The sequence below is a fragment of the Geminicoccus flavidas genome, from assembly GCF_009806515.1.
Taxonomy (GTDB): Bacteria; Pseudomonadota; Alphaproteobacteria; order Geminicoccales; family Geminicoccaceae; genus Geminicoccus; species Geminicoccus flavidus.
In genome coordinates this window covers 1-2,543 of the sequence record NZ_WUJP01000557.1, presented here as the reverse complement: position 1 = coordinate 2,543, position 2,543 = coordinate 1, and the positions used below count along the sequence as shown (strand labels likewise).

4 protein-coding genes are annotated in these 2,543 nt (G+C 67.5%); 3 read left to right on the top strand and 1 reads right to left on the bottom strand.

Annotated features, from left to right (window positions below; translation table 11 throughout):
* The coding region (locus EQG76_RS33505; protein WP_407925543.1) for a calcium-binding protein at nucleotides 1-142 on the bottom strand (142 nt) is incomplete at its 3' end.
* A 358-nt stretch (nucleotides 143-500) separates the two neighbouring features.
* Here EQG76_RS33505 and copM point away from each other — a divergent pair.
* From copM to EQG76_RS15965, 3 genes are all read left to right on the top strand, one after another.
* Entirely contained in the window at nucleotides 501-881 is a 381-nt protein-coding gene (gene copM, locus EQG76_RS15975; protein ID WP_235031393.1) for a CopM family metallochaperone, read from the top strand.
* A gap of 109 nt (nucleotides 882-990) precedes the next feature.
* Entirely contained in the window at nucleotides 991-2,139 is a 1,149-nt protein-coding gene (locus EQG76_RS15970) for a sulfotransferase family protein (RefSeq protein ID WP_159715214.1), read from the top strand.
* A gap of 254 nt (nucleotides 2,140-2,393) precedes the next feature.
* Nucleotides 2,394-2,543, top strand: a 150-nt coding sequence (locus EQG76_RS15965; RefSeq protein ID WP_159715212.1) for an NAD(P)-binding protein, incomplete at its 3' end; no start/stop codon positions are given.

Here is a 2,543-nt window from a genome sequence, read left to right as displayed (position 1 = left end):
GGTCGTTGCCCTGACGGCCATAGAGCAGGTCGTTGCCGGCCCGGCCGTAGAGCGTGTCGTTGCCGTTCAGGCCGTCGATCGTGTCATCGAGCCGCGTGCCAGTGATGCGGTCGTTGCCATTCGTGCCGGTCAGCTTCGCCATAATGCCTGTTCCTCATAGATCCTGACACTATGGCCCGACAGGTTCCGCCTTCGCGCGGACGTGGTCAAATTAAATATTAATTTTTTGCAATTCTCAGGAATCCTCTGTGACATGTATGAGCTGGAAAGGTCACTCATGCCGGATTGGGGCCGGACCAGCGAGCTCCGCCAACTGTTGAAGCCGCCTATGCCCTGCGCAATATCAGCCTGAGCCCTCAGGCACGCTTGGCCACGCTGCGAGGCCGGAGCCAGGAGCCTAAGCCTCCGGCAGCCACAGGCGATCGCGGCCGGCCTCATCATTCGTCCAGGAAGCAACGGAGACGTAGATGCGATCCGCTAAGTTTCTCGTGGCCTTGGTCGTGGTCAGCCTGCTGGTGGCAAGCTTCGCCATCGCTCAGGAAGCGGTGCATGAGGGCCATGTGCCCGAGCAGGCGGTTCCGGGCGCCGATACCGGCTCGACAGGTTCGAGCGGCGCCACCAGCCCCGCGCGCGAAGCCATGGAGGCTGCGAACGAGAAGATGCACGCCGCCATGATGCTGCCGCCCGACACCGATGCGGACAGGCTGTTCGCGCAAGTGATGATCCCGCACCACGAGGGAGCGATCGACATGGCCAGGGTGCAGCTCCAATATGGCAAGGATCCGGAGCTGAGGAAGCTGGCCGAGGAGATCATCGCCGCCCAGGAGGGGGAGATTGCCGTGCTTAGGGACTGGCTGGAGCGTCAGCCGGCAGCCCCATAGCCAAGCTGGCAGCCGGCGCCGATGGCCCTGGCACGGCCGCGGCATCGAGTTACCTCTTCAGGGCTGGAGGGCGAATGGGCCCGACTGGCGGCAAGATGGTGGAGAAGCGATGGGATGGCTGCCGGCACCGGCATCGCGCGGGCGGGGCAGGGCGCACCGGGTATTCCACCCGCTGGCGGGTGCCGACCTGCGGGTCCTGGCGGCGCTCCTGGCCAAGGCCGGGTCGATCCCGCCCGGGCGCTGGCACGTCCCGGCCCTGGCCCTGGCCACCGCCGTCGGCCGGCTGCCCTTCACCCTCGCCGAAGCCGCCGCCGGCCACTGGCTGCCGCCCAAGGAGGCGCTGCCGGCACCGGTGTTCGTGGTGGGCTACTGGCGCAGCGGCACGACCCATCTGAGCAACCTGCTGAGCCGGCATGACGGGTTCGGCATCCTGCCGCCGATCGCGGTGGGCCTGCCCCAGGAGGCGCTGGGCCTGGCGCAGCTGGTGCGGCCGTTCATCGAGCAGTTCTATCCCAAGACCCGGCTGATCGACCGGGTGCCGCTGGCCCCAGACCTGCCGCAGGAGGACGAGCTCGCAATCGCCAACCTGTCGCCCTGGTCGTTCTATCACGGCGTGTACTTCCCGCGCCGGGCCGGCGATTGGCTGGTGCCTGGCCTGTTCCTCAACGGTGCCGGGCCGGATGAGCTGCGCCGCTTCTCTGCGACGCTCGAGCGCTACCTGGTCAAGATGACCGTGCAGCAGGGGCGCCGGCCGCTCCTGGTGCGCAACCCGGCCCACAGTGCCCGGATCGCGCTGATCCGCTCGATCTGGCCGGACGCCCGGTTCATCCATGTCCACCGCGATCCGCTCACCGTCTATGCATCGGCGGTGCGGATGTTCCGGACCCTGTTCCGCGAGCTGGCGATCCAACGGGCCGAGGTCGATGTCGAGGCGCTGGTGCTGGAAACCTATCCGGCCCTCATGGACCGGTTGCTGGGCGACTTCGCGGCCCTGCCGCCGGGCTCTGGCTGCACCGTGCGCTTCGAGGATGTCGAGCGCGACCCGCTATGCGAGCTGGAGCGCATCTTCACCGAGCTGAACCTGCCGGGCTTCGAGGACGGGCTGCCGAAGTTCCAGGCCCATTTGCGGGCAGTGGCCAGCTATCGCAAGGCGGAGCACCGGCTGGCACAGGACGAGATCACCCTGGTCCGCCGGCGCTGGCAGCCCTTCATCGAGCGCTGGGGCAGCCGGATGCAGCCAATGGCCACGCTGCGGTGATCCAGGATCCGGCAGGCGACGTATGACTATATTTCATCAAATGCTGGCCATTCGCTTACCTGCAGTGGCAAGGCATTGCCATCGGAATGCATCGCCGAGCAGTGCCGGAAAATAATCGATCGGCAATCCCTTGCCGTTCCGCATCGGCGAATTAGTTCGCCTGATCGAGCGGTGACTTCCATGCGCACCGGCCGGTCCAGGCCCATCGCGCGGAGGTGCGGCTCGGATCCACGGGGCGGCGCGGGGCGGGCATCATGCCGACGAGGAGCAGGACGCATGTCGGCGTGATCGGCGCCGGGCCGGGTGGCCTTGCGGCTGCCCTGCTGCTGGCGCGGGCCGGCATCCGCGTGACCCTGTACGAGCGCGCAGGCCAGGTCGGCGGGCGCACCCGCACGATCACGGCA

Coding starts and splice junctions, on each gene's coding strand:
- EQG76_RS15970 (WP_159715214.1), top strand. CDS start 991: ATGGGATGGCTGCCGGCACCGGCATCGCGCGGGCGGGGCAGGGCGCAC.